22 protein-coding genes and 3 tRNA genes are annotated in these 26269 nt (G+C 48.2%); 6 read left to right on the top strand and 19 right to left on the bottom strand.

The genetic code is table 11. The annotated features are described in order from the left end of the window. Positions 1-11: 11 nt before the first annotated feature. The gene (locus M3629_RS19730) at positions 12-1316 is read left to right on the top strand and encodes a serine hydrolase (RefSeq protein WP_251509702.1); all 1305 of its coding nucleotides are present in this window, start codon (positions 12-14) and stop codon (positions 1314-1316) included. A gap of 778 nt (positions 1317-2094) precedes the next feature. Here M3629_RS19730 and nagZ read toward each other — a convergent pair. The 7 genes from nagZ to M3629_RS19695 all read right to left on the bottom strand — a co-directional run bounded on the left by nagZ (position 2095) and on the right by M3629_RS19695 (position 10252). Next, entirely contained in the window at positions 2095-3840 is a 1746-nt protein-coding gene (gene nagZ, locus M3629_RS19725; protein ID WP_251509701.1) for a beta-N-acetylhexosaminidase, read from the bottom strand. Positions 3841-3940: 100 nt separating this feature from the next. Continuing rightward, positions 3941-5113 carry an exo-beta-N-acetylmuramidase NamZ family protein gene (locus M3629_RS19720; RefSeq protein WP_251509700.1) on the bottom strand — a complete coding sequence of 391 codons (1173 nt, stop codon included), beginning with the start codon at positions 5111-5113 and terminating at the stop codon, positions 3941-3943. Further along, complete coding sequence (locus tag M3629_RS19715) at positions 5110-5823, bottom strand: hypothetical protein (protein WP_251509699.1); 714 nt, start codon at positions 5821-5823, stop codon at positions 5110-5112. Before M3629_RS19715 ends, M3629_RS19720 begins: the two co-directional genes overlap by 4 nt. Before the next feature lie 78 nt (positions 5824-5901). Beyond that, on the bottom strand, positions 5902-7011 hold the full coding sequence (locus tag M3629_RS19710) for an ABC transporter ATP-binding protein (RefSeq protein ID WP_251509698.1): 1110 nt from the start codon (positions 7009-7011) through the stop codon (positions 5902-5904). A 52-nt stretch (positions 7012-7063) separates the two neighbouring features. Then, entirely contained in the window at positions 7064-7897 is an 834-nt protein-coding gene (locus tag M3629_RS19705) for a carbohydrate ABC transporter permease (protein WP_251509697.1), read from the bottom strand. 38 nt (positions 7898-7935) lie between these two features. After that, positions 7936-8856, bottom strand: coding sequence for a carbohydrate ABC transporter permease (locus M3629_RS19700; RefSeq protein WP_251509696.1), 921 nt, complete (start codon positions 8854-8856; stop codon positions 7936-7938). 43 nt (positions 8857-8899) lie between these two features. Beyond that, positions 8900-10252 carry an ABC transporter substrate-binding protein gene (locus tag M3629_RS19695; protein ID WP_251509695.1) on the bottom strand — a complete coding sequence of 451 codons (1353 nt, stop codon included), beginning with the start codon at positions 10250-10252 and terminating at the stop codon, positions 8900-8902. Between the two features lie 368 nt (positions 10253-10620). Here M3629_RS19695 and M3629_RS19690 point away from each other — a divergent pair, with 368 nt between their 5' ends. Beyond that, positions 10621-11592, top strand: a complete 972-nt coding sequence (locus M3629_RS19690; RefSeq protein ID WP_251509694.1) for an N-acetylglucosamine kinase — start codon at positions 10621-10623, stop codon at positions 11590-11592. Between the two features lie 20 nt (positions 11593-11612). Continuing rightward, positions 11613-12518, top strand: a complete 906-nt coding sequence (murQ, locus tag M3629_RS19685) for an N-acetylmuramic acid 6-phosphate etherase (protein WP_251509693.1) — start codon at positions 11613-11615, stop codon at positions 12516-12518. Positions 12519-12782: 264 nt separating this feature from the next. On the opposite strand, the gene M3629_RS19680 is transcribed toward murQ, so the two are convergent. The 5 genes from M3629_RS19680 to M3629_RS19660 all read right to left on the bottom strand — a co-directional run bounded on the left by M3629_RS19680 (position 12783) and on the right by M3629_RS19660 (position 16774). Continuing rightward, positions 12783-13622: a MurR/RpiR family transcriptional regulator gene (locus tag M3629_RS19680; RefSeq protein ID WP_154960041.1), complete on the bottom strand. Its 840-nt coding sequence runs from the start codon at positions 13620-13622 to the stop codon at positions 12783-12785. A 110-nt stretch (positions 13623-13732) separates the two neighbouring features. After that, positions 13733-14977 (bottom strand): anhydro-N-acetylmuramic acid kinase, encoded by a 1245-nt coding sequence (locus M3629_RS19675; protein ID WP_251509692.1) that lies wholly within the window; start codon positions 14975-14977, stop codon positions 13733-13735. 184 nt (positions 14978-15161) lie between these two features. Next, positions 15162-15824 carry a GAP family protein gene (locus tag M3629_RS19670; protein WP_251509691.1) on the bottom strand — a complete coding sequence of 221 codons (663 nt, stop codon included), beginning with the start codon at positions 15822-15824 and terminating at the stop codon, positions 15162-15164. Beyond that, complete coding sequence (locus tag M3629_RS19665) at positions 15821-16579, bottom strand: MerR family transcriptional regulator (protein ID WP_251509690.1); 759 nt, start codon at positions 16577-16579, stop codon at positions 15821-15823. The genes M3629_RS19670 and M3629_RS19665 overlap by 4 nt, the downstream gene beginning before the upstream one ends. 36 nt (positions 16580-16615) lie before the next feature. After that, complete coding sequence (locus tag M3629_RS19660) at positions 16616-16774, bottom strand: hypothetical protein (protein ID WP_251509689.1); 159 nt, start codon at positions 16772-16774, stop codon at positions 16616-16618. A gap of 184 nt (positions 16775-16958) precedes the next feature. Between M3629_RS19660 and M3629_RS19655 the strand changes: the two genes are divergently transcribed. Beyond that, positions 16959-17624, top strand: a complete 666-nt coding sequence (locus M3629_RS19655; RefSeq protein ID WP_186812363.1) for a DUF4097 family beta strand repeat-containing protein — start codon at positions 16959-16961, stop codon at positions 17622-17624. 167 nt (positions 17625-17791) lie between these two features. Here M3629_RS19655 and M3629_RS19650 read toward each other — a convergent pair whose 3' ends face one another. The 4 genes from M3629_RS19650 to M3629_RS19635 form a co-directional block, all read right to left on the bottom strand. Beyond that, positions 17792-19354 (bottom strand): MBL fold metallo-hydrolase, encoded by a 1563-nt coding sequence (locus M3629_RS19650; RefSeq protein WP_251509688.1) that lies wholly within the window; start codon positions 19352-19354, stop codon positions 17792-17794. Beyond that, a complete protein-coding gene (locus M3629_RS19645) occupies positions 19351-20949 on the bottom strand; it encodes an ABC transporter permease (protein ID WP_251509854.1) in 1599 nt (532 codons plus the stop codon). The genes M3629_RS19650 and M3629_RS19645 overlap by 4 nt, the downstream gene beginning before the upstream one ends. A 162-nt stretch (positions 20950-21111) precedes the next feature. After that, the gene (locus tag M3629_RS19640) at positions 21112-22188 is read right to left on the bottom strand and encodes an ABC transporter substrate-binding protein (protein ID WP_251509687.1); all 1077 of its coding nucleotides are present in this window, start codon (positions 22186-22188) and stop codon (positions 21112-21114) included. A gap of 163 nt (positions 22189-22351) precedes the next feature. Beyond that, entirely contained in the window at positions 22352-23422 is a 1071-nt protein-coding gene (locus M3629_RS19635) for an ABC transporter ATP-binding protein (RefSeq protein ID WP_251509686.1), read from the bottom strand. Between the two features lie 390 nt (positions 23423-23812). Between M3629_RS19635 and M3629_RS19630 the strand changes: the two genes are divergently transcribed. Then, the gene (locus tag M3629_RS19630; protein WP_251509685.1) at positions 23813-24730 is read left to right on the top strand and encodes a LysR family transcriptional regulator; all 918 of its coding nucleotides are present in this window, start codon (positions 23813-23815) and stop codon (positions 24728-24730) included. A gap of 138 nt (positions 24731-24868) precedes the next feature. Next, the gene (locus tag M3629_RS19625; RefSeq protein WP_251509684.1) at positions 24869-25729 is read left to right on the top strand and encodes a hypothetical protein; all 861 of its coding nucleotides are present in this window, start codon (positions 24869-24871) and stop codon (positions 25727-25729) included. Between the two features lie 245 nt (positions 25730-25974). On the opposite strand, the gene M3629_RS19620 is transcribed toward M3629_RS19625, so the two are convergent. From M3629_RS19620 to M3629_RS19610, 3 genes are all read right to left on the bottom strand, one after another. Continuing rightward, positions 25975-26045, bottom strand: a tRNA-Gly gene (locus M3629_RS19620). 12 nt (positions 26046-26057) lie between these two features. Continuing rightward, positions 26058-26131 (bottom strand) — tRNA-Pro (locus tag M3629_RS19615). A 15-nt stretch (positions 26132-26146) separates the two neighbouring features. Continuing rightward, positions 26147-26223: transfer RNA gene (locus tag M3629_RS19610), tRNA-Arg, on the bottom strand. Positions 26224-26269: the final 46 nt, after the last annotated feature.

Genomic DNA, 26269 nt, shown 5'->3' with positions numbered 1-26269 from the left:
CTACACAAGCCGTGCATATTGAAGTTAACGGGGAACCGCAACTCTGGAACAACGCTCCGCTTATCCTAAAAGGTACAACATTCGTTCCCTTACGAGATGTAGTCCAATCTGTTAAAGGGATTTTGAAGTGGGATGCCCGTACCAAAACGGCGACCATTACCGTTGGCAGAGATAAGCTGGTGCATCAAGCAGGCAGTAAGTCGATTAAAGTAAACCAGGTTTCTCTGGCCTCTCCGGTGAATTCACGTACCATTAACGGCACATTAATGATTCCTGTCCGTACTCTGGCGAATGCTCTGAAGGCCGATATCCAAGTCCAGCGAACGTCTTCGGGCCAGATGAATGTTGGCATAATGACTGATCAGGTCAGTGTGCTAAATCCTGAGGTAGCTAGCGTAGACACCTATCTGCGCGAGATCAACTATCCGGGGATGGCTCTGATTGCTCGGGACGGCGAAATTTTGCTGAAACAGGGGTATGGTCTTGCGGACGAACAGACCATGAATCGTCCGGATCAGAAGATGCGTATTGCCTCCTTGAGCAAATCATTCACTGCGGCTTCCATCTTGAGTTTGGCAGAATCAGGCAAGTTGGATGTTCAAGATCCGATCTCCACCTACATTTCCGGCATCCCCAAGGGAGATCAGATTACCCTGCATATGTTACTGTCCCAAACGTCGGGTCTGCCGTCGGCCTTCGGTCGCGGGGAAGGCGATACACTTGAAAAAACGGTAGAAGAGATTCGCCACAAAACGTTGAAGTTCGAACCCGGCAGTGCCTACCTATACAGCAATAGCGGTTATGTATTGCTCGCGTACGTTGTGGAACAGGTATCTGGCATGAGCTATGCTGACTATGTACAACAAACCATTCTGGGTCCGCTCGGTATGAAAGACTCCGGAGAAGCATCCCGCAAAGTACATACGAACAGCGGCTTTGTTCAGCAAGGAAAAGGATGGGTACCTGCACCTTACTATGTTTCACAATCCGGGTCAGGCACGATCTATTCGACCGTGGATGATCTGCTGAAATGGGACCGTTCACTTTACACTGACCAGATCCTAAGTCAGGAAACGATTGAAACGATGTATGAGCCTTATTCCAATAAAAATTATGGTTATGCCTGGATTCTCAAGGAAAACGGAACAAAACGCACCGTCTTCCACAATGGAAGCGGCGGTGGGTTTTCCACAGCATTTTCACGCAATCTATCCGATGATATCACCATTATCCTGCTCGGTAATCATGCAGGCATGGATATGACCACACTGCTAAGTGATATAGAAACAAGAACGGCCAAATCCTTGCAATTATGACGGTCGCTTGAAGCATCATACGGAGCCGCACGAAGCCACCAATTCAGCGAGGATAGAAGTTTGTGGTTTGTGTGTGCTTTTTGTGGTTTGTGCCTTGTGGTGCGTGCCTGTGGCGTTTTGGTTAGTGGTTGGTGCTCTGATTGGTGTTGGCGGTTCGGGGCTAGAGTAGGTTGAGGTCAAGGAGTAGCTGAGATTGGGTTGCGGGTTGATTGGGGTTAGAGTTAGGTAAAATTGAAGATTACGGTTTGGGGTGAGGTCTGGGTTGGCTACACATTCTTCACCCACCCCCTGTTTATTCTAACGATCTCAGATGAGCTTATTTGAGCGATAATCACCCTTCAGAAATTGTAACGATCACCAGTAACCTTATTTCTCTAAAAACATATGCTCAACGCCCAATTTCGTATCTATTTCTCTAAATAAGCTTTCCTGTGATCGTTAGAATATAAAACCGGCTAATATCACCCAAATAACGTTTCTGGAGATCGTTAGATTTTAGAACCCACGAAAATGAACCAAATATCAACAGGCGTGGTCACTAGAACCGGTTACGGTTTGGGTTATCCCATTAATAATGCTTTCTGCATGTACAATAATAAGAGTATGCAACACGCAAAGGGACGAAGCATGAACAGCCTCGTCCCTTTTGTTATTCTCATACATCGTTTGTTATTCCGGCTATGTGACGAGACACCAGCTCATCCCTCATATCCTTAAAGGTTCAGTTTCAGCTACGTCAAGTCCCGTCAGATTTCGTCATATATAGAATTGCATCTATTTAATCAATCGTGACAGGAAGCTCGCCCTTGAACGGGATCTGTCCCATCATCGCTTTCGCTGCACTACTCATCGCGAGAGGCCGACTCTCATATGCCGCGATATAAGTCTGCACATCCGGCAACTTCTGTAGGTCGTACGGACTGCGAAGTGCGGTTACAGCCAGCGGTTTGCCAAGTTGCTGAAGCCAGCCGATCAACCGGCATTGCGGGTCACCGAAAGGGCTACCTGCATTATAAGTGCCGATCACAATCTGCCTAACGTCCACCGCTTCTGCGGCTTGAAGCAAACGAGCCGAGGATATCGCAATTTTATCCGCCGCTACCCTCATATCCACCACTTCCAGACCTTGAGCTGACAAAGCTGCTCCGAGCGTTGCCCCTCCATCCAACTGTTCATCCGCAATACTTGTCACTTCTGCGGCAACCGTAATGACAAGTGTTCGCTCTTGTTTTAGCGGCAACATATGCTGTGCATCCCGAATTAATGTAATGCTCTTCTCACTGATTCGCCGAGCTACCTCCTGATGCGGTGGACTATTACGTTGAAACGGATCGGCAACTGGCTGATTTACATTCATGGAATTCATGGAATTGTGAACAACCGCCGGGGTCGCATGGATATCATCCACACCAGATATCCCGCTCATACTGACAGACATCTCCACTGCCGTGTTGCTCTCCAGCCCCATCTCCACATTCATCAGCCCACGCTTCATTTTATATGTCAGCAGACGTTTAACAGATTCATCAATCCGCCGCTCACTGATACGTCCACTTTTCACCGCATTCATCAATGCTTCAAAAGCTTCCACCTGTAACTGTGCCGTATGACTGATCAGTACCATATCTGCTCCAGCTTCAACCGCCATCACTGCCGCATCGACCGTGCCGTAGTGAGTCGCGATCGCCTTCATCTCCATACAGTCGGTCAAGATCATACCCTCATATCCAAGCTCCTTACGCAGCAGTCCGGTCAAAACAGAATGGGATAATGTCACCGGCAGACGTTCTGGCTCCAGTGCCGGAAAATAGATGTGAGCAGACATCATTGCGTCTACACCCTCTGCAATGGCTGCACGAAATGGCACAAGCTCTACCTGATCCACCCTTGTTCTGTCATGTGTAATCACAGGAAGATCCAGATGGGAATCCGTATCCGTATCTCCATGGCCGGGAAAATGTTTGGCGGTTGCAGCTATACCCGCTTGCTGAAATCCAGCAATGGATGCCGCACCGAAGTCAGCTACCTTTTCCGCGGATTCCCCGAAGGAACGCACGCCAATGACCGGGTTGCTCGCATTGTTGTTCACGTCGAGTACGGGTGCAAAATTCATGTTGATGCCCATCGATTGTAACTCCGCTCCACTGATCCGTGCCGCTGCATGAGCATCTTGCACCGATCCGGCCGCAGCAATGGCCATCTGTCCAGGCATAAGTGCAATCCCCTCTGTAATTCGAGCCACCATGCCGCCTTCCTGGTCAATAGCAATCCAGAGAGGTACATTGCCACTTGCTTGCGCAATGTTCTGCAAACCGCCGGATAGCCGCTCTACCTGCTCAAGCGAAACCACATTCCTTGCAAAATAAACGATACCGCCAATCGGGTAATCTCCAAGCAGCTTCTCTATCCCGCCTTCCGGCTCTGTTCCATGAAATCCGCATAACAGCATCTGCCCGATCTTATCCCTTAAGCTCATCTGTCCGATTCTTTGCTTCACCCTGTCCTTCAAGCTACGCATTAGCATTACGTCTCCTCCTCCCATGAACCTCAGGACCCTCGTGCCAAAGAGCAGCATCCCTCTGTCACGCTACTCTTCATTCATCCCTATCTGCCCATTAAGCCCGTCATTCATTGTATAGCAAATAGGGTCTGCGGCGTTCCTGCCACACCTTCTCCTGTTCACGCCAAGCTGCCATTAAACGAAATAAACTACTACCGTCTCCAATGATCTCGCGAACCTCTCTCCCTCCAGTAAGTAAGTCAATAAAATATCGGGAGCCCTTACGCGGAGGTTCAAGCCACTTGAACTGTTCGGGATATTGAACGGCTATCTCATGCAAAAGCAACAATCCTGTTTCAACGGAACGGAATTGCTTTTCTTCTGTGACAAACAGCCTTACACCTCCACATCGTTCTCCTGCATGTTTGGAAAAGGCCGGTGTCATATACACCGGGTGGAAATGCACCCCGTCCAATCCATGAGACCGCATCGCATCTGCCAGCTGTTGGCCATCGATCCACGGGGCACCCAGCCATTCAAATGGCCTTGTCGTGCCTCGACCTTCCGATACATTCGTACCTTCCAACAGGCACATTCCCGCATAAGAACGCACGGTATCTACCGTTGGCATATTAGGCGAAGGCATCATCCAAGGCAGCCCCGTCTCCGTAAAAGTCATGCTTCGCCGCCAGCCCTCCATCGCTATGACGTCTAACTCACAGGGCACATGATGCTCGGCGTTGACAAGCAAAGCCAGTTCCCCCATCGTCATCCCGGTACGAATGGATGTAGCCCAGGCTCCTACGAAGGATTCAAACCCGGCCTGGAGTAAACCACCCTCCACCTCCATACCGCCAAGCGGATTGGGTCGATCCAGCACTAATAGACGTTTTCCCGACTCGCCACAAGCCTCCATCATCTCAATTAACGTCGAAGCATACGTATAATACCTTACACCCACATCCTGAATATCAAAAAGAACCGTATCCACGTCAGCCAGCATGTATGGCTGCGGCTTTTTATGTATACCGTACAAGCTGTATACCGGAATGCCATAACGGGAGTGTTCCGAGTCTGGAAAAGGAATACCTGCCTGCAGCTCTCCGGACAGCCCATGCTCACATGCAAACAAAGCCGTCAACTTGACATCCACTAAGCTTGCACATACATCCACCGTAGAGACAAAGTCTGCTGTGATGCCCGTCGGATTCGTCACCAAACCGATTCGTGCGTCACCAGTTAACCAGGGATGTGAAGCTCCCTCAGCCAGCACATCCGCTCCTGTTTTCACCCTCATGATACATGACCTTCGCTTACCCAACCGGCTTGCTGATGATCATTACCACGAGACAATACAGGCTCCTCTTCAGGTTCAATAAGATTACTTGTGGCCTTATGCTGATAGATGGCAAACATACCTGCAAACAACGCTCCGAATCCCACAACCGTCATCATAAGCAGCGCGCTAAGGCACACCACTTGGAAGCAGGCCGCAATCGTATACCCCGGATAACGGAAGAACAACTTCACACTCTCTCCCATCGCCTGCAGGAAGCCCATTCCTTTTTGCAACATAAGCTGCCAAGTGTAGAACTGTGAGATGAACGCCAAGATGACAAAAAACGTCTGAAACATGCCTACTGCCATGCCCGTCATGTTGCCATTCCCTCCGTAATACCACCAGGTTGACCAGAGGATGAAACCGAGCAGTGCGAACAACAGCCCCGTCACACCGCCCGGAAGCAGCCCCCTCAACGTACCTTCCCCTATATCACGCAGCGCGTTTCGGCGCTCTTTCCGCTCCAACCGATGATGCACTGCGTAACAGACACCGAACAAGAGCGGCATATAGATGATGGCAAGTAGCAGCACGGCCACCGGTATCGGCGCAAACATGAGAATCGGAATGAGCAGCACGGAGCTGCCCGCACTGAACAGCGCCACCGGAATAATATCCCGGTAGATCTCTACCCCTGACTTGACCACCACTTCGCTCAGTTTACGCATAAAAGCTCTCCTCCCTGTAATTTGTGAAAGCCGTTATTCGTTAAGAGTTTGATTACGCTCTCCATCATGACGGATCTTCTATTCCCGTCCGATCGCCATCTCCGTCTCCGGGTCAAAAAAATGCGCTTTGCGCATATCTAGCACAAAGGTCTTATCCATACCCACATATGCATGGGTCTCAGGATGAACCTTGGCTGTTACCGTCCGGCTCCCCAGATGGAAGTAGATCAGATTTTCCGACCCCAGATGCTCTACCACCTGAACACGTGCCTGGAGCATATGATCTTGAGGAATATTGGGTGCCACATCGTCACCAAAAATATGCTCTGGACGCAGTCCGAGGATGACTCGTTTGCCCTGATAGCTGTTTAAGCGCTCTAGCACATCCGCTGGTAACGTGAACGATGTACCCTCCACCTTCACTTGCGTACCTTCGATGTGAGCATCAATGAAGTTCATTGCAGGCGAGCCGATGAAACCAGCCACAAACATATTGCGCGGGCTGGCATAGAGCTCTTTCGGTGATGCGACCTGTTGAATATCCCCATGATTCATCACTACAATGCGCTCCCCAAGGGTCATAGCCTCGACCTGATCATGTGTAACATAAACAATCGTCGCGCCCAGCCTTTTATGCAATTCCCCAAGCTCTACACGCATCTGAACACGTAGCTTGGCATCCAGATTTGAGAGCGGCTCATCGAACAGAAAGACCTGCGGATCACGCACAATCGCGCGTCCGACAGCAACACGCTGGCGCTGCCCTCCGGACAATTCACGAGGCTTACGTTCCAGCATAGCTTCCAGGCCAAGGATTGAAGCAGCATTCTGTACTTGCTCATCGATATAGGCTTTGGGTTTCTTCAGATTTTTCAGACCAAAGGACAGATTCTCCCGAATGGTCATATGTGGATATAAGGCATAATCCTGAAAGACCATCGCGATATCCCGATCCTTGGGATGCAGATCATTCACAATCCGATTCCCGATGACGATGTCCCCACTGGTCTGTTTCTCAAGCCCTGCGATCATTCGCAGTGAGGTTGTTTTACCGCATCCCGAAGGCCCAACAAACACGACAAATTCCTTATCTTCTATTACAAAGTCCGAACCGGCGACTGCCGTGAACGTTCCTTTATGGTCGTCTTTGAACTCTTTGCGCACTTGGCGAAACTCCACGCGTGCCATAGGTTAATCCCCCTTTACATTATCACCTGCTGTACTTACACATGTTGCATGGTTATCCCTTCACGGCTCCAATCGTAATGCCCTGCAAGAAGTAACGTTGCAATGAGAAGAAAAGAATGATCATCGGCAACGCACCAATTGTGGCTCCAGCCATCATGGCACCGAAGTCGGTGGATTCAGCAAAAACAAAGGATGCGAGTCCAACCTGCACCGTGCGCATCTCATTCGAATTGGTGATCAGGAAAGGCCAGAAAAATTCATTCCATGAGGCGACAAAAGTGAAAATCGCCAGCACCGCGATGCCTGGCTTTGCCATGGGCAGAATCACTTTCCAGAAGATGCCGAACTCACTGCATGCATCAATTCGAGCGGCGTGAATGAGGGAAGTCGGCAGGGTGGACATAAATTGTTTCATAAGAAAGATATTGCCTACACTGACTGCTGTGGGAAGAATAATCGCTGTGTACGTGTCCCCCAGGTCAAACACGTTGACCATCAAAATGTAGAGCGGAATCAGCGTCACCTGTGCAGGAATCATCATCGTTCCAAGCAACACCCAGAATACGGCCTGACTGCCCGGAAATTTTAATTTAGCAAACGCATATCCTGCCAGCGAAGCAAAGAACACGTTGGTGACCGTCAATATAACGGAGATCAGTAACGAGTTATAGAGCCAGCGCCATGCATCCGTTTTGGCAAAAAAACGTTCATACGGCGACATGGACAACTGCTCGGGTATCATCTGTGGCTTAAACGAAGCTGACATCGTTGTGTCCTGCACCGATCCGACGAGCATCCAGTACATCGGAATAATCGTAATCAGTGCCCAGCCAGCGAGCAAAACAGACGCTATAACAAGCAACATCTTTTTTCGTGTTGAATTCATACGTGTAATCACCCCCGGATGCCTAATGAAAGCCCTAATTAATACTCGATATCACTGGAGAAATATTTGAATTGAATCACGGAGATGACAATAATGATGACTGCCAGTACAAAGGATTGTGCCGAGGCTAATCCAAACTCGTAAAACTTAAAGGCCGTCTCATAGATTAAATAAGCAATCGTAGTGGTCGCAAAGTTTGGCCCGCCTTGGGTCATCAGGTATACAGAAATAAATACCTGAAAGGACGTAATGACTCCAGTCACAAGCAAGTAGAGCGTCGTTGGTTTCAAAAGGGGCCATGTAATCTTGCTGAATTTTGTCCATCCGCTCGCATGATCGATATCGGCAGCCTCGTACAGCGATTTCGGGATACCTCCCATAGCTGCAAGATACAGAATGATGCCTGCACCGTGGGAACCAAGCCAATTCATCAAGATTAGAGAAAAGAGGGCTGTCCCTGACTGGCCAAGCCAGATGACCGGGTCAAGGCCGAAAAAGCCCAGGAAGCGATTGAGTAGTCCCGAATCCGTCGGGTCAAAAATGGCAAGCCACACGATCGAGATCGTCACTCCCGATGCTACCGCAGGTAGATAAAGTGTGGCCTTGAAGAACGTCTGCCATTTGCTTTTCATCTGGAAGATAAAATACGAGAGCACAAATGTAATCAGGATGTTGACGGGTACTGTTCCAAGTGTAAAAATGACGGTATTTTTAATCGATTTCCAGAAGGTTTCGTCCTTCACCAGACGTTCGTAATTGTCCAATCCCACCCACGTGGAGTTCATGATGTTGTATTTCTGAAAGCTCATAACAAGAGCTGTTAATACGGGGTACATTGTAAAAACGAGAAACAGCAGGACAGGCGCCAAAATAAACAAATACGCCCACCCGTAATCTCGCCAGAACCGGACAACCCGGGAATGCCGGGGTGCAGGCTCCGGCGCAAGGGCGGTCTGCATGGCGAATCCTCCTCTCCGAATCAAAGTATCACTGCGAAGTTATTTATTGCCCGAACATCTGCTGACCTTTGCCTTTGAAGTCTTCCGCAATCTGCTCCGGGGTTTTCTCACCCGAGAACAGCGCCTGAATGTTTGGTTTCACAACCTGTTCCTTGAATTGCTTTTGCTGTGATGCTTTGTCAATGTCCAGCTTGAGCACGACCGGCATCGCGATGTGTTTGGCCATTTCTCTGGCTGCATCCAGATTTACCTGCTGTCCCAGCTCCTTGCCTTTGAATAAGTCCGCTTGCGATTGTCTGACAAAAGGAAGAGCCAGCTCATTAGCCGAGTTCCCTGCTTTGGCACCACTAAGCGCCTCCATTACAAGAAAAGTATTTTTGGCATGCTGCTCGCCCTTGTCTTTCTTCTGTTTGAAGGCCACATAACCCTCGCCGCCCATCGTTGTTGCCGCAGGCTGATTATCATTGTGCGGTACGGGCAGCAATACAAAATCAATCTTTTCACCCTGCACCTTGCCATCGTCAATATCTTTGTTGCGGTTCTGAATCATGACATCATAATAAGGAATCGCCTTCGAGATGATTGCCGTTTCACCGGCATAGAACATGTCCGTCCGCTTCGCCGGAGCAAGTGCTGCCGTTTCCTTAGGCATATAACCCTGATCCATCAAATTTTTGATAAAAGAGAGCGTGTCCAGAATCCGTCCATCGTTCCACTGGAACTTTCCGGTTTCGTCCAACACATCAATCATGCCGTTGTTACGGGACAACATTTCAATAAAATCAAGCGAAGTACCATCTGTCACCAAAGCATATTGTTTACTTCCGTTATCCAGCGTTTTCGCCAACTTGGCCGCGGCTTCGTTGAACTCGGACCAGGTCCAGCCATTCTTCTGGATGGTCTTCCAATCAATGCCCGCTTCATCGAGAATACGTTTGTTACCGCCCCAGGCCCACTGGAATTGATAGAGAGGCAGCCCATACTGCTTGCCTTGAATCTGTCCGAGCTCCAGTGTGCCAGGCAAATAGTCATCCTTGATCTCAGGTGTTAGATAACTGTCCAGCTCCAGCGCAAGTCCGGTATTCACATATGTACCGTCCACACTATGGAAGTACAGATCAGGCGGATTTCCCGCGTTTAAAGCGACATCAAATTTCTTGGGCCCCTCAGCCCAGGAGAGCATTTCCGTTTTCACCGTAATATTCGGGTGTTCCTTATTAAAATCAGCAATTAAGTCCTTCAATTCATCCTCGTATGTGCCATGAACCGGGTATGTCCATACCGTAACCGTATCATTCGCACCTGGATCATTCGAATCTGCTCCACCACTGTTGCCACAGGCTGTGATCCAGACCATCAATAACACCATTGCCAAAACAAGACCCTTCCTTTTCATACCCTTCATCTCCTTTTGCATGTCGTCTTCTCTTGTCCTACGCCCATTATGAATGTCTATTGCTGGTGCCCTTCTGTTACCTTTCCCTTTCGTAACCCTCTGTTCACAGCTTGGCACAGAGCCGAAATCTACACCTCCTTGGAGATCGACCTGTTCGGCAAGGTCTAGTTCTACTAATGAAACTTTAACGTTAATTAATGTAACATCAATCGTATCGATTCCTTCCAAAATTGTGGATTGAATTCATTATATGAGGTGTAAAATAAAAATTCAACAATAAATTTATTTATAAAATTTAATTTTACTTTTTCGTTTTAAGCCTCTATACTATGAAAAAAAGAAAATAAGCCCTAACGAGGTGAGCACGCTTGCGAGTATACGTAGGAATTGATGGAGGCGGTACCAAAACTGATGCAGCAATCATTTCTGAATCTGGGGACATTCTGGCAACAGCGCGCGGCGGTGCAACGAATCCACATAGTGTGCCGCCTCACGAAGCTATAAAGGAGTTATTTCATCTCTTAGATGTTCTATTTTCATCCGATGTAGATTTTTCGTCTAGTTGTGAGAGTATATGTCTCGGTATGTCAGGTATAGCTGAAGATCAGGAGCGACAGTGGATCACCGCTCACGTTAATGACTATATGAAAAGCAAAAAAAACACGGCTGATTCCATTCATGTAAACTGTACGATCCATGTTGTCACGGAGGGAGAAATCGCGCTAATGGCCTCGCTTGGGCAACCGCACGGTTTGCTTGCCATTTCAGGAACCGGCTCAATCATCTATGGAATCACACCGGCACGTAAAGTGAACCGGGCAGGCGGGTGGGGACATCTACTCGGAGATGAGGGGAGCGGTTATCGAATTGGACAGCGCGCACTGCAAAGCGTTATGAAGAGTCATGATGGCGTTTTGCCTACAACCATTTTGACATCACTCGTATTGCAGGAGTTGCAAGTCAAGCATCCACCGGAAATAAAGTACGTGGTATACCAAGCGGACTGGAACAAATCAAGTATGGCTTCCATAGCTCGCCTGACAATAGAAGCCGCTGCTGAAGGGGATGAGGTAGCACGTGTCCTTCTGATGGATGAGGCACAGCAACTGGCCGATACCGCTAAAGCGCTCATACGCCAACATGTTTCTTTCGCCACGGCTCCTATGGCACTTTCCGGTTCCATCTTTCGCTACTCTTCCCTGTTTCGAAATACATTCCTTCAACATCTTGCCGAAGTGCACGATCAACAACAGGTTGTCTGCTCGGAAAATGCTCCTGTCCCGGCAGTCGGTGCGGCACAATTAGCAAGACTACAATGCCACATCGATAAATCATTCTAAACAAAAAGGAGGGCTTACGGATGAATCATACCCTTAACTCATTAGTAACGGAACAGCCTAACCCACAGACAGATGATATGGATCAACTGCCTTCAGGCGAAATTATGGAACTCATCAATCGGGAAGATCGCCGCATAGCTGAGCTTATTCAGCCACTAATTCCAGTCATTGCTCAAGCCGCAGACCACATCGTAGCCAGCTTTCAATCGGGAGGAAGACTGTTTTATGTAGGTGCAGGTACAAGCGGCAGGCTGGGTATTCTCGATGCATCGGAATGTCCCCCTACGTATGGTACTCCACCTTCTATGGTGCAGGGCATTATTGCAGGCGGGTTTCGGGCAGTTAAAGATCCGGTAGAAGGCGCAGAAGATAGTGAGGAAGCCGGGGGAATGGATTTGAAGCAGCACGGACTACGCGCCAACGATGTTGTCGTTGGTATTGCAGCAAGTGGACGCACCCCTTATGTGCTTGGAGCCATGAATTATGCCAGGCAGCTTGGTGCTGTAGTCATCGGGTTGAGCAATAATGCAGGTACACCTATGAGAGCAATCTCGGATGTGAGTATTGAAGCGGTTATGGGACCAGAGGTTGTGATGGGGTCGACTCGCATGAAAGCCGGCACCGCCCAGAAAATGATTCTGAACATGCTGACGACCACAGCGATGATCCGTTTAGGTAAGGTATATCGAAATTTCATGGTGGATCTGAATCCGTCCAACGAAAAGCTTGTACACCGGGCAAAACGCATGATCCAGCTTGCGACTGGAGCGCAGGAAAACGAAATTGAACAAGCCTTCACCGCAGCAAATGGACATGTAAAAACAGCGATTGTGATGCTGATGGCGGATGTCGATGCAGACGAAGCCGGGCGTCGGCTAGAGAATGCAGATGGTTTTGTACGTCATGCGATTGCCGGATCAGGCTGATCGGGACGGCACCTGGTTTGTATTAAAGAAGTTGTGATAAAGAAGCTCAGGCAGGCAGCAAGTCATTTGGTACATATAGGCGAGCTTTCCCGGCGCTGAGAGATGGTTATTTACATGAGAGAAGCCTTGCCTGCCCGGTTGGCTTCTCTATTTCTGTTTTTCCTAGCGTACAATTGTATTTCCTCATCAAAAAAATCCCTGGTACATGTAACTGTACGGGATTCTCCACGTTTCTATGTTCTAAACACATCATAATCTCGTTGCTCATTTATGCTCCTGAATCGCTTGTCTGCTCTTCTCCAGGTACTGCACCGACTGATTATAATCCCGGCTGGCAATAGCCAAATAAAGAATATCAATGACGTTAAGCTGTGCAATGCGTGAAGAGGTAGCTCCACTGCGAATATCGCTCTCCATCGACGTAATCATAAGAGGAACATCCGCAAGACTGCTCAGCGTGTTACTGCCCCACTTGGTAATGCTGATTGTTCCTGCACCACCTTCACGGGCATGCTTCAAACAGGAAATCACATTGGAGGTCTCGCCTGAATAAGAGATACAGACCACAACATCGTCCTCACGCAACGTCGTCGCAGACGAAATCTGCATATGTGGATCGGCGAACGAAAAGCTGGTTCGGTTAATTCGCATAAACTTGTAATGTGCATCCAATGCGATCAAATTAGACGCCCCCACGCCGTAGAAAAAAATGCGATTGGCTCCATTCAACATGTTAACCGCCTGATCTACAAGCCTTGGTTCCAAAATATGAACCGTGTCCTTGATCGATTGAATATTGTTTGTAGACACATGTTGAATGATACTCTCGATGGAGTCTTTAGGACGAATCTCTGTATATTGAAACTGCTCATTGGTCTGTAAATCCCCCGCTATCTTGAGCTTCAGCTCCTGAAAACCGGTTACACCCAGGGATTTGCACAACCGGATAATAGCGGCCGGACTGCCTCCGCTTCGTTCAGACAGTTGCGCAACGGACGACTGCACTGTCTCTTGGGGGTGTTCCAGAATGTAAGCTCCGATCTTTCGTTCTGACGGAGTCAGATCATCCAGTAATGCGCGTAAACGTACAAGTCCACCTTTCATACCTTCCATCCGCTCCTCCTCTCCGTACTGTTATCTGTACAAGCATTTTATCTTATATTTATGGCCACGTCTAACGGGAGACACAGCTTACCTTGGCAATTCAATGGCCACTACAGAGTCAGATGTCCCGAAATAACAGCGTATGCCGCACCTGTTACACGAGGAAGTGTATTGGTTCTGCCCATCAAAGCCTCATGTCCAAGCAGCGCAAACCCCATCGCTTCCCTGGCATCATCTGGAACACCGTAATCTGCTGTACGCTCCAGACGTATGGATTCTGGAAGTCTTAGCCGAATCATCTTCATTAATGTGTCATTGGACGTTCCCCCGCCGCAGGTAAGCATTGCCGAGATTGACGTCTTGGGCAGCACAAAATCCTCAACGGCCCGTACAATTGTTTCTGCTGTAAGCCAAGTTGCGGAAGCTAACAGATCTTCCAGTGACAGATCATGCAATGCCGCAAATTCCATAAGTCGTTTGGCATAATCTGCACCATAAACTTCACGTCCGGTACTCTTGGGCGGTTGTCGACGAAAGTACTCATCATTCAAGCAGTATGCCGCCAGCTCGGGGTGCACGGTTCCCTGCGCTGCTATACTTCCATTAGGATCGTAATGCTGCTTCCCTTCGGTAGCATGACGAACCAGTGCATCTATCACCATATTCCCTGGTCCTGTGTCAAAAGCCGAAACCTCCGTCTCGGATGATCCTGACGGAAGCACAGTCACATTGCCGATCCCGCCAATGTTCTGCACCAGACGTCCTTCCGTAACACTACGGAACATTAATGCATCCGCATAGGGCGTGAGCGGAGCACCTTCCCCGCCTGCAGCCATATCACGTGCACGCAGATTACCAATAACGGGCAGCCCGGTGCGCTCTCTTACTACGGCACACTCGCCGATTTGCAGTGTAGAGCTTACTTTCATACTGCCGGTACCCAATGGGCTTGGAAACGCAGAAGGCACCGGTGCATGCCAGATTGTCTGCCCATGCATGCTGATTACATCGACTTGGCTGCTTGAGACACCAGCGGATTGCAGCAGCTCCTGTACACTCTGTGCGTACCATTCGGATACACCGAAATGGGCTGTTGTCAGCTCATCAACACGAGCTGTTTCGGGAGAACATAAGCGAATCAACTTCTCTCTGAGCTCATTCGTATATGGTGTACAGACAAAATCAATAAGATCAAGCCGTTGCATTGCTCCGCTCTCATCGGTTTGAATATGTACCAGTGCCGCATCCGTTCCATCCAGCGACGTTCCAGACATCAATCCAATCACCAGGTGCTCCCGTTTAGAACGGTACTTTGCCCACATCGGGTAACTGCTGATATCTCCTCGTGTGTCCATACGTATGCCAACCTCCCTAGACCGGATGCTCCACCTGCCCCGTCCTGTCCATATTTCAATCAGTATATGATACAAAATTTCACAAGTCAATTATAACGTGAAATTTAATTACACACCCATACACTTCTTTTATCTCGCACTCCATATTTCTTATATCTGCTCTTTCTACTACATAGACGAAACGCTACAAATAATCGAGTACGTTGAAAATAAGAATAAGTCCAGCTATGCACATAACCCACGAGAGCATAGAGTCTGAATGTTCAACCAGCTTACGATGCAACTTCTCCAAGTGGTATTGAATGAATGACCCGATCCAAGTATACAGCAGATAGATCAGCACAGACGGCATAATCATCAAAATATTGTAACTGATTAGTATCGGCAACCACTCCAACCATGAGAGCCCCTTACTCGTCATGAGACCTACTGCACCGAAATATGGTAAGGCTGTGCCTGCTTCCAGCAAAAACGTTGTAGACCCCATTAAGACTACTCCCACAGTACCAGTAGAGCGTAAAGAATGGATTCGATTATTTTTTCGAGAATTGGGTTTAATCCAGAAACTTACCACAAACAACAACGCACCAATGATAAATATCGACCAACTTGCAATCTTGTTATGGAAAAAGGAACTCAAATAATCTTGTACAAACTCCATCCCCAGCATAAGTATACAGCCAAGGAGAAAGTATAGTACCGTAACGGTCAGCAAATACACAGCCAATCGCGAACCGAATTGTCTTTGCCCCAACGCCATCAAATAGACGGTTACCCCCAGAAGTGTTGGGCTTAACATATCCAGAAATGCGAGACCTCCAACATAGAGCAACATTTCAGCATTCATTCAGCTGTTTCACCTTCGTTGGTTATAAAAATGTCATAGGCCGCCTCCATATAATCTAAAAGTTCAGGCTCCAAGGGGTAAAAGCCAAGCTCTTCGGAAACTTCAGCCGATTTCCTCGCCTCCCATAGTTTGTTTAAAAAATCACCCTGCCCTGCGAAGTCCTCTCGTTGCTTCTCCATCATTCGCCTGATAATGTTCTGTACTTTCTCATGTTTAGGCGGTTCATGCATATGACTCTTAAGCTGCCCAAGCAGTGCAATCCACTCCAGCGAATGGGGGTCGTTTGCTCGCATCCGTGGTAACTTCCGCCACATCATCATTTCATCATGACTAAATAATTCCTCTCTTAAAGAAGGCCGCTTGGCTACTTTGGGTTTGGAGAGTTGAATCAGCTTTTCGATCGCTTCATGCTGATCTCCCTGCTCCAGCACTAAGCTGTGCAACATCTCCCTGATCGATACCTCCATTGATTTCAGCCGTTGTTGCTCTTCTAAAATGTAATCCAGCTGATTACGCAAAGAATGCTCCCAATTCCAAGACGCATCCGATAACATCTCCTGGATATCTTTGAGCGCATAACCCAAATCTTTGAGAAACTGAATCTGCTGAAGCTTCTTTAGATCATTCTCTACATACAAACGGTGACCACCATCAGTCTTAGAGGATGGCTTTAAAAGACCGATTGAATCATAATACCGCAGTGTTCTTACAGTAATATCCGTCTTACGTGCAAGTTCATTAATATGAATATACAACGTTCATTCACCTCTCAGGCATCCTGTACAATTCGCTCAGGTATCTTTGTTTTTCCGTTCTCCAGACCACACATATTTCAGAAGATAACCAGCACCTAACCCGATTAATACACCTGGAAATACATAATCCATGGTTAGTCCGATGCCTGCCCCGATGATAACACAACTGTATATGAGGACATCCCCAGTTTTCATGTTCGCACCTCCTTCTATTTGCAAAACAAGACCTTTTTGATTTGTGACTATTATATAAAATGACGTAACGTCAGCTTCAACTCCTAATCATTACGCAAAAAAACTTGATCCTTACGTAACGTCATCTCGTACGATGGATGAACACACCCTGTTCCTAATCCATTTCTTATTACGAGGTGATTTAATGAAAAAAGTTTGGCCTGTATGGCTTTGTATGCTTCTCATTCTGGTATCCTGCAATCCGCCTCATGCCCCTTTTACAGACAATCAGACCATGCCGCTTGGTACAGCTAAAGTCATTTCTATTGATAATGGCAGTACTCCCGTAACCATAGAAACCATATCCGACCTTGATTCGTTGGAAGTGTCCAGTACTGCTCCTGATCGTAAACCTGCTTTCACAATAGAACGAAGCCAGCAACACATTCGAATCGCAGCCAACAATCATCTGTTTCGCATCTTTAACTTGGCCAATAAGCCCGTCATGGTCGTCAAAATCCCTCTACATTATAAGGGGAGTCTGCAGATCAACAGTTCGTCCGGAAGCGTAAACATCATTCGGCCTCAGAATAGTCTGGTAGTGGATGGAACTAGCGGCTCCATTGAACTGACCGCAGACCGTATTGTTTCAGATATTCGCCTTGCCTCCACCAGTGGTAAGATATCGCTAAGGATCGCGGAGCCTGTACCTGATGTAAGTTGGACACTCGAATCCCGTAGCGGAAGGCGTTCTTTTGCTCTTGAATGGCGGCAGATGAACGAAAATAAACATATATCACAAGGGGTTACAGGTCAGGGAACACATCAAATACACGTGATAACTCGATCAGGTAATATTCAGGTTCAATAGTAAGAGCAGGCCATCCCCCTTAGGACAGACGCTTCCTTAGAAATTGAAAAAAATAATAGTTTAGCCATACGACAAAAAAGGCACACGAGGTGCCTTTCTGGCTGTTAAAGCTATTCTTTGTCCGTATCCTTTCGAAATCAAAACTGAGATGATCGTTAAGCTATTCTTCAAAAAATTAACTCATCCCCAGGAGATAATAGATCAATATCTGTACCCGATCGAAATTGTTCAGCGAGCAATTCCTGTCTTAGCCGCCCTGTCTCTGCAATATCGGTATGAACCAGCACGTTGTGCCGGGCGGAGACCCGGTTCAACATCCGCTCCACATCATGCCATCCTTGATGAACCTTGTATCGGACCTTTTCCACCCTGCATGTGCCGTATTGCTCAGGACTTTCGAGCAATTGATGTGCGAATGTACCGGCAGAAGTATGTCCCGTAAGCAAAATCAGATTTTGCACTTCAGGTGCCCACATCCCGTAATACCAGCGTGCGAGTGAAGACTGCATCATGCCATCCGGAATGAACCAGAGCGAAGCTTCATATTTTTCAAGCAACGTTGTCCGCTCTTCGGGTGTACTCACGCTTTCCCAGCCCTCTCCGCTCAGAAATGTTGCAATCCTATGAGCAGGCGCACTTTCGGTGACTTCACCTTCCAGCTCTCTAAGCCAAAAAGATGCACGATGCAACTGCTTCATGCCATCTACAAGCCTCTGCTCCACAATCAAAGGTACATCTGCAAAACGATGTTGTGCCCACAGAATCAGTTCCTGTCCTCGGCCAACCGCAGGCATGGGCAAGAGCAACTTACCCCCTTGATGAAGAGCATTCTGGATGGCACTTTCCAGCTGCTGTAACTTGTCTGCCTGAGCATCACGATCTGTTCCGTAGGCTGCATCGATAATAGCCAAATCCAGTCTGATGATAGGTAGCTTATGCTCGTCTTCTTTTCGGTCTATATGTTGATCTTTCTGTTGATCGTTGTACTGATCTTTGTGTGGATATTCGTGTGTTGTCACCTGCATTTGCGCTTCCAAAGGAGCATACTCCACGACTTGCCTGCTACTCGTAACGGATGCTTTGCTGGATAAAGACAAACGTTGCGCGCCACCTACTACAGAAGCAACGGGCATGACCTCGTTCAGTCTTTGCCTCTTCAGATCAGCCTGCCTGAACCCGTCAGCTACATCATCTGCCTGTAATAGCATAGACTCCAACGTGTAATCACCAGAGTACAGTATTCGCTTGTCTTCCATTTCCAGCCCGAACCAGACTGATCCGGCCAAATGTCCAGTACGTCCCCACATGACCGATACACCAGGTAACAATTCAAACCAGTACTCACGCTCAGACTCATCCTCTAAAAATCGATAGCGAATCCGTTTTTCATCTACTTCATCATAGGGCAAAGATTGACCTGCACGTTCCATATTGTTACGCCATGATCGAAAGTAAGTTGTTAACTGCTCTTTCGTCTCGCGTGTTGTCCACACTTCACCCATATACCCCAGCTTGTAAAGTAGCGGGATGGCAACGGAGTGATCCTCATGGGCATGGGATAACAGCACCGCATCCAGTTGTGGCACAACCTCCGGGTCGATGAGCGGATATTCGCCGTTGCCTTCTTTTTTCACACCACAGTCCAGCAACAGCCGGTAACGGCTCCCGCTAAGCAGATAGGCGGAACGTCCGTGCTCGCCCGCACCGCCCCATACATTCAGTTTGATCATGAAGCATTCCACTTTCTCTTTGAATTCAGCATTTCAATTCCGAGTAACATCAGCACCGTCATCCCAACGGTTACTACAGCCATTGCCATCCCCAGCGATACCTGACCCTGTTCAAACTGTGCAAAAATATACGTCGCCGACGTCTGCATGGACGGCGGAAGAATAAGCAGCGAGCCGACCAATTCTCGCGTCGCAATCGTAAATGTCATCATCCAGCCCGCCAGCATACCGGGCAGGATCAGTGGAACAAGGATGCGCCGCAGAATGTACAGCGGCTTACCGCCAAACACCTGACCTGCCTGAAACAACGTGCCGTCAATCTGGGTAAAGCTTGATTTTACGTATTGCACGGTGTACGGCAGAAACAGCACAACATAGGTGAGCACCACCATACCGTATGTGTTGTATAACGTTACGGGCATCCACGGGGAGTTCCAGAACAGAATCAGACCGACCACCATAACAATGCCTGGCACGGTGTTTGGCAGTAGACTGAATAGGTCGATGACCCGTTGCATAAATGAAGACGACTTGCCAATCGCTAGAGCAAATCCCGTACCAATGATCACTGCCACCGTAGAAGCTGCCAGCGATAATCCCAAACTGTTTCCGATCGCCTTCATGCTCACCGAGCCCCAGGATAATAGCTCCCGGTAGTGCTCCAGTGTCAGATTGTCCAGTGCAAGTCCTATTCCCCGTAGCTTCATCGTGGATGCCGCTATGATCGAGAAATACGGGATGCCGATGGATAGAATGAGCAAGATGGCAAGGTATGCACCGCATAACCATCCTGCCCACCCCCGCAAAGAATAGCGCTTCGAGCGTTGTCCTTTACCGCCTACCAACCGATATGTGAACTTCCGGCTGATTGCTGACTGCATGTACCACATAACCAGACAGACGGACAGCAACACCGATGCCAGTGAAGTCGCCTTACCGAAGTCAATCGGCCAGCTGGAGATGTATTTGTGAATCTCGGAAGTCATCACATAGTAGCCGATTTTGCGCCCGAAGGTCGCGGGTGTACCGAACTCCGCAATCGTTTTGACGAAAACAAGCATAATCCCCATCCCGTAGGATGACAGCAATAAGGGTAAAATAATCCGTCTGAATCGGTATCCGGCACGCCCACCGTGCACAGCTCCCGCTTCCTCCAAATTACCGCCGATGCGGATTAACGCATCCCGTAGCAACAGGTAGAGGAAGGGGAACAAGTGCAGACTCATGATCATCACCATGCCCCAGAAGCTGAAGAACAGCTCCGTCCAGTTCGCAGAGGAGGGTATCCATTGCTGGAGGTATCCCCCTTTTTGCATAAACAGAATCCATCCCATCGAGCCGATATACGGCGGGGTCATGAACGGAATCATCAGGATGACATCCACCCAGCGGTGCTCTCCCATCCGGGTTTTGGACATCATCCAAGCGAGCGGTAATGCCAATAGCGTTGTCATCGCCACTACGCAGATGCCCAGCCACACGGAATTCAGCAACACACCGGATAGATGATGCCCCGTAATCGTGCGGAGCGGGGCCATCCAATCCCATTGCCCGTTCGGGTACACACTTTGCCAGAAAATGAGTAACAAGGGCATCCCAATGCTAATTGTCAGCAGAAAGAGGGCCAACACCACCCCCACTCTCCGAAAAATACGGTTGTTATCTGTTACAACAGGTTTCACTACACTCACCTCACATACTTTCCACATCAAGACAGCAGCATACCTGTTGCCTACCGTTTCTGTATTTGCGTCCACTTATTTAAAAGTTTCGGAGAAACGTGCTGCGGTTTCATCACCATGCTCGCTCATCCAGTTCCAATCCACTTTCAGTTGCGGAATATCCTTCACATTGGCACGGTTGGTTGCTTCGATATCTTCACGTCCCGGAATCAGGTATGCATCTGTAACCAGCTTCTGTGCTTCATCCGACAACAGATAGTCGATAAATGCTTTGGCATTCTCTACGTTAGGGCTGGATTTCAGAATGGCCGCCGGTCTTGGGCTGATCACTGTACCCTCTTCAGGGTATACGATATCCAGCGGTTCCCCTTTGGCTTTGGCGGAATAAGCCATATAGTCTACACCTGCTGCCACAATGCTTTTCGCACCCGTAATCACCGGGTCAAGGGCTTCCTGATTCGCTCCTGCCATCGCTACACCGTTCGCTTTGTAGGCGTCCAGCAGATCCCATCCTTTTTCACCATTGGCGCTCAGGTAACCTGTAATGAAATCAAGTGCGGAGCCAGATAGGGTCGGATCAGGAATATTCACTTTATCTTTCCATGCGGATGTTGCGAGTTCAGCCCAGCTTGTAGGCGGCGTTGCCACCTGTTTGCTGTTATACACGATGCCCAGTGCAGATGCACTACTGCTAAAATAATTTCCGTCTGCATCCGACCATTCCTTATTCAGCTTGTCCGCATTCGCGGCTTCCGGATATGGCAATGTGAGTCCATCCGCTTTCAGAGCTTGTGCCGAAGGCAGTGAAGCCAGAATAACGACATCTGCTACCGGATTGGCTTTTTCCGCCTCCATACGAGCCAAAATCTTACCCGTCGTTCCCTGGAACATCTCGACCTCAATGCCTGTCTTCGCTGTAAATCCATTCACGATATTGTCTGCCAGCTTCTGTGGACCTGCACTGTACAATACCAGTTTACCGCCTGCTGCTTTGTTCGGCGCTTCCGCTGCCGCTGCAGCATTTCCTTCCCCTGCGGGCTGTGCTGCGTTTCCAGTTGTTGTATTCCCCGTGCTACATCCAAATAGACTCAGACTCATTACTGCTGTTAATAAAAGCGTTGCACTCTTTTTACTTGATTTCATATTGAACATGTCCATTCCAGCTCCTTTAGTTTCGAATTAGAGTATAACTGCAAGTGTTTGCTTCCATTTCTTCATCGATCATATCTTCTTTATTTTTTTCTTTTATTGTTCTAATGCATTATGCTTCGCGTTTCGAGAAAGATTGTCGTTTTAGTTCACTGTAATTCGCTCTCTAGCGAGCTACGGCGATCACTTCTCGCTGTTTAGCACTCGTGTTCTGACTCATATCTTGTCTCATATCCGTCCCAGCCTTTGAACTGCTTTTCTCACCCAGCGGATCATGCATCCGGCAGATTCGTTCCGGCGATACATAGAGTTGTACCCTCTCCCCGACATGTGCTCTTTGGTTAGCATATGCTGTCCACACGCCCAGTCCTTCCATCTGCACACGCACCTCGTAGCGTTCTCCTACATAGCTGACGCTGAGAATAATTCCGGGGTAGCCCAAGTCATCTTGGCTTGTTTTGTTCCAGGTGACATGTTCCGGACGAACCATGGATTCGTTTGGCGTAAGCCAATTGGACTTTCCGATAAACGATGCGACATAAGAGTCACTTGGCGCAGAGTAGATCGTCTCCGGGGTACCTTTTTGCAAAATCCGCCCCTTCTGCATCACCACGATCTCATCCGACATTGACATGGCCTCAATCTGATCATGCGTCACATACAGGGCAGTGAGTCCCATATCCCGTACCAGTGACATCATCTCAATCCGCATCTCTTCCCGCAGTACCGCATCCAGTGCACTCAGCGGCTCATCAAACAAGATAACACCCGGCTTCACCGCCACGGCTCTGGCAAAAGCAACCCGCTGCTGCTGTCCACCCGACAGCTGATGAGGATACCGATCTTCCATGCCTTGCAGTCGAACCATGCCAAGTGCTTCATTAACCTTTTGCCGCAAATCAGACTTCTGTTTGCCTGCTTTCAAGCCAAAAGCTACATTTTCATATACCGTCATATGCGGCCATAATGCAAAATCCTGAAACACCATGCCCAGATTACGCTTGTGTGTCGGTGTATCGATCCGCTTTGCTGTAGAGTAGAAGTACTCCCCATCTGCACGAATCTCCCCCGCATCCGGCTGTTCCAGCCCGGCAATCATGCGGAGCAACGTCGTTTTGCCGCAGCCCGAAGGGCCAAGCAAAGTGGTGAATTTTCCGTGTTCAAGCGTCAGATCCGTGGGCAAAAGTGCAGGCGTTTGATGAAATGATTTTTCAATTCCTGTTAACTCCAGTTTCATAAGCACCCCTGCCTGTCCTCTTTATTAACATTTTTACACATCTCTTGGACTAATCTCTTGTTTTACTCTGTTATTATGTTTCTCTGTTATTTCGATTTCTTCTGTTGCTCTGGCTTAGCTTAGCTTATCTCGTTTATATTGCTCTGCTTGAGCTTATCCCCTTTAAACTGCTCTTGTACTGTTTTCAGTCTAACGCTCGCTTTCGAGAGTTGTTTGTTATGTTTGTAAAATGAGAATTAACTTTTTAGATGAATTCTGTTGATGTTCATAGATTAAATCTATAGATAGACACGGTATGATCTTTCATTGAATTTTCTATGTGCTTTCCATGGAGAAATCGGATTATTATACATACCGCGAAGCTGTAGAACAGAGGAGTGTGGGAGAAACATGAACCTGATCAAATTACAAATTGTTGAACTGATCGACAAATATCATCATATGACAAGTGTGGCTGAGATTCTGGGCATCAAGCAACCAACGGTTACGTTTCATATGAAGTCACTGGAGGAAGAGATGGGGGTTCGTTTATTCGAATCTCGCAGTGGAAAAACATTTCTAACCGAAGCTGGACAAGCATTGCTTCACTATACTGTCAAAATCAATGCCCTAACCCAGGAGGCCCGCCGCGTCGTCAAGGAATACGACAGCCTGTACCGGGGTACGCTCCATATTGGAGCAAGTTATGTTCCAGCTACCTATCTGCTACCGGCTATGCTTCATACGTTTTCTCAAGAGTTTCCGGGTATTCGGATGTTGTTGTCCGTCAAACCCGCTCCTGTCATCCGGGAGATGGTGATCCGGCATCAGCTTGATCTGGGCATCATCTCATCCGAACCGTTTGTTGGGTCAGTATTACACGCCGAAACGTTATGTGAGGACGATCTTGTGCTCATCTGCTCTCCGCAACATAGGCTGACTCAGAAAGAATCCTTGCTACCTGAAGATATTGCCCAAGTGCCTTTTGCTCTACACGGTGATGAGTCCAGTACGCGAAGGTTGACCAACCACTGGCTTGTACAGCATGATATCCGGCTGCGGAGCACCGTGGAGATGGATTCCCTGGAAGCGATCAAACAGCTTGTGTTACTTGGCGGTCACATCTCCTTCATGTCGCGGATGGCCGTTCAGTGGGAGGAACAGCAGGGTCTTATTCAGGTGCTTCCCATTCCGGGGGAGCAGGCACCACGCCATATTTATACCGTTCATAACAAGGATCGCCACCCTTCTGTTCAGGTCAATCGGTTCATCGAAGTTCTACAGGAAGTTATGAACACACCGCCTTTACTCCATCAGCCTATCGGTTGAACCTATATAAACTATCGCGGGCCATTCATGAAATCTATGCAGGGTTAACGTAATGTGCGCTCCCCGTTAATCGCCTTCAGAAACTTGCACGGTAAAGTGGGGTTTGTACGTTAATCCAGTTTAGGAGAGTGATTGGTTTTGAAAAAGTGGAAAAAAGTAACCGCCTCGTTGATGCTAAGCATCGTCACCCTGGGAAGTGGACTAACATTTCTGGATACGCCGCCGGCTTCAGCCGCTGCCAACGCCGTTCCCGCTTATGAAGTAAAATTCCTCGCCAAGCCGGAGCTTGTGTTAAACACGAATGGAACACCACGCAGTGAGGTCATCCAGACCCTAGGGCTGAACGCTACACCACGAAATATCAATGTGGAGTACTTTGACACCAATGCTCTCGGATTGGATGCCCAAGGTTGGAACGTCCGTTTTCGCAAAAAGGATGATAAAAACAACTACGAGTTAACCTACAAGAAGCGTTATCCTGTCATTAACGGGGATATCAATACAGCACTGACACTTGCAAATCAGGAAGGCTTCGATTCATCAGATGATAACTACGAGGCTGAAATTGACTGGGGATACGGTAAACAAACACTTAGCTTCTCCAACACGAAAAAAGTAGACACCAAAACAACTGGCACACAGTTGCCTTCCGAAAAGGATGCCTTGAATCTGCTGCTGGACAAGCTCCCCGGCAAATTAAAAAACTGGTCTGCCTCCAACTGGGGCAAACAACAGCTTACCCAGGCTCGCACGTACGGCCCAATCACCTTCCAGCGGTACGAAGGAACATGGAATGGTCAGGAGCTTACCCTGGAAGTATGGCCGATCCGCAATGCAGCAGGCACGGGTATTGAAAATATCGTCGAGGTTTCATTCAAAACAGATAACTCAGAAGCCGTATCTGGCCTGCGTAGCCAATTGCTACAATTGCTTCAAAACAATAACTGGCTGATTCCTGCCGATGGGTTAAAGACTCAGACAATCTTGGAAAGATACTAATAACAAAAAGTACTATTTTAAAAATCGTGTTTAAATAGTCGGTTAAAGTCAAAAGGCTCCTATCTGCCAAAACAGAAAAGGAGCCTTTTGTGTAACGTTATTGTTTTGTGGCTTGATCGAACACGTTCTAAGGAATGTTCTTTCAGCCTAACCGTGCAGTAACCTTTCTAACCAACATATCTAGCACACAGGTCAAAATAAAACAAAAAAAGCCCTGCAAATTGCGGACTCTTAACTAAATATTAAGCGGGTGATGGGAATCGAACCCACGCTATTAGCTTGGAAGGCTAAAGTTCTACCATTGAACTACACCCGCATAAACGAAAAATCGGGATGACACGATTTGAACATGCGACCCCCTGGTCCCAAACCAGGTGCTCTACCAAGCTGAGCTACATCCCGATATAAAGGAAATAATGGCGCGCCCTGAGAGATTCGAACTCCCGGCCTTTTGATTCGTAGTCAAACGCTCTATCCAGCTGAGCTAAGGGCGCAAATATTGGAGCGGAAGACGGGAATCGAACCCGCGACCCTCGCCTT

Source organism: Paenibacillus polysaccharolyticus (genome assembly GCF_023714295.1).
GTDB lineage: Bacteria > Bacillota > Bacilli > Paenibacillales > Paenibacillaceae > Paenibacillus > Paenibacillus polysaccharolyticus_A.
The sequence above is the reverse complement of the archived record's forward strand: the minus strand, read 5'-3'. Positions and strand labels throughout refer to the sequence as shown.

Coding starts and splice junctions, on each gene's coding strand:
- nagZ (WP_251509701.1), bottom strand. CDS start 3,840: ATGCTAATGCGTAGCTTGAAGGACAGGGTGAAGCAAAGAATCGGACAG.
- M3629_RS19720 (WP_251509700.1), bottom strand. CDS start 5,113: ATGAGGGTGAAAACAGGAGCGGATGTGCTGGCTGAGGGAGCTTCACAT.
- M3629_RS19715 (WP_251509699.1), bottom strand. CDS start 5,823: ATGCGTAAACTGAGCGAAGTGGTGGTCAAGTCAGGGGTAGAGATCTAC.
- M3629_RS19710 (WP_251509698.1), bottom strand. CDS start 7,011: ATGGCACGCGTGGAGTTTCGCCAAGTGCGCAAAGAGTTCAAAGACGAC.
- M3629_RS19705 (WP_251509697.1), bottom strand. CDS start 7,897: ATGAATTCAACACGAAAAAAGATGTTGCTTGTTATAGCGTCTGTTTTG.
- M3629_RS19700 (WP_251509696.1), bottom strand. CDS start 8,856: ATGCAGACCGCCCTTGCGCCGGAGCCTGCACCCCGGCATTCCCGGGTT.
- M3629_RS19695 (WP_251509695.1), bottom strand. CDS start 10,252: ATGAAAAGGAAGGGTCTTGTTTTGGCAATGGTGTTATTGATGGTCTGG.
- murQ (WP_251509693.1), top strand. CDS start 11,613: ATGAATCATACCCTTAACTCATTAGTAACGGAACAGCCTAACCCACAG.
- M3629_RS19680 (WP_154960041.1), bottom strand. CDS start 13,622: ATGAAAGGTGGACTTGTACGTTTACGCGCATTACTGGATGATCTGACT.
- M3629_RS19675 (WP_251509692.1), bottom strand. CDS start 14,977: ATGGACACACGAGGAGATATCAGCAGTTACCCGATGTGGGCAAAGTAC.
- M3629_RS19670 (WP_251509691.1), bottom strand. CDS start 15,824: ATGAATGCTGAAATGTTGCTCTATGTTGGAGGTCTCGCATTTCTGGAT.
- M3629_RS19660 (WP_251509689.1), bottom strand. CDS start 16,774: ATGAAAACTGGGGATGTCCTCATATACAGTTGTGTTATCATCGGGGCA.
- M3629_RS19655 (WP_186812363.1), top strand. CDS start 16,959: ATGAAAAAAGTTTGGCCTGTATGGCTTTGTATGCTTCTCATTCTGGTA.
- M3629_RS19650 (WP_251509688.1), bottom strand. CDS start 19,354: ATGATCAAACTGAATGTATGGGGCGGTGCGGGCGAGCACGGACGTTCC.
- M3629_RS19645 (WP_251509854.1), bottom strand. CDS start 20,949: ATGCCCTTGTTACTCATTTTCTGGCAAAGTGTGTACCCGAACGGGCAA.
- M3629_RS19640 (WP_251509687.1), bottom strand. CDS start 22,188: ATGTTCAATATGAAATCAAGTAAAAAGAGTGCAACGCTTTTATTAACA.
- M3629_RS19635 (WP_251509686.1), bottom strand. CDS start 23,422: ATGAAACTGGAGTTAACAGGAATTGAAAAATCATTTCATCAAACGCCT.
- M3629_RS19630 (WP_251509685.1), top strand. CDS start 23,813: ATGAACCTGATCAAATTACAAATTGTTGAACTGATCGACAAATATCAT.